Source organism: Mesorhizobium sp. M7A.F.Ca.MR.362.00.0.0, from assembly GCF_004023175.1.
In the GTDB taxonomy this organism is placed as follows: Bacteria; Pseudomonadota; Alphaproteobacteria; order Rhizobiales; family Rhizobiaceae; genus Mesorhizobium.
The window spans coordinates 1-239 of record NZ_RZTF01001122.1 but is presented as its reverse complement, the minus strand read 5'-3'; the positions used below and the strand labels follow the sequence as shown (position 1 = coordinate 239).

The 239-nt window shown below is 42.7% G+C and carries 1 protein-coding gene; it reads left to right on the top strand.

Annotation, left to right across the window (positions count from 1 at the left end):
• On the top strand, nucleotides 1–239 hold a 239-nt coding region (locus EOC06_RS39340; RefSeq protein WP_164899109.1), incomplete at both ends, for a LysR family transcriptional regulator.

Sequence of the window (239 nt, the reverse complement as noted above, 5' to 3'; positions counted from 1 at the left end):
CTGCCAAGCAGCTCAACTTTGCACAATCGAGTGTGACAGCCCAAATAAAAAGTCTTGAAGCAGAGCTTGGTACTCCGTTGTTTGAACGGCTCGGCAAGCGGATTGTCTTAACGGATGCAGGAAAAAAATATAAGCAATATGCCGATGAAATAATCAGACTGTCAGAAGAGGCGCATACATCTATTAATGAAAAAGCAAGGACAGGCAAAATTGTTATTGGTGCGCAAGAAAGCCAATGT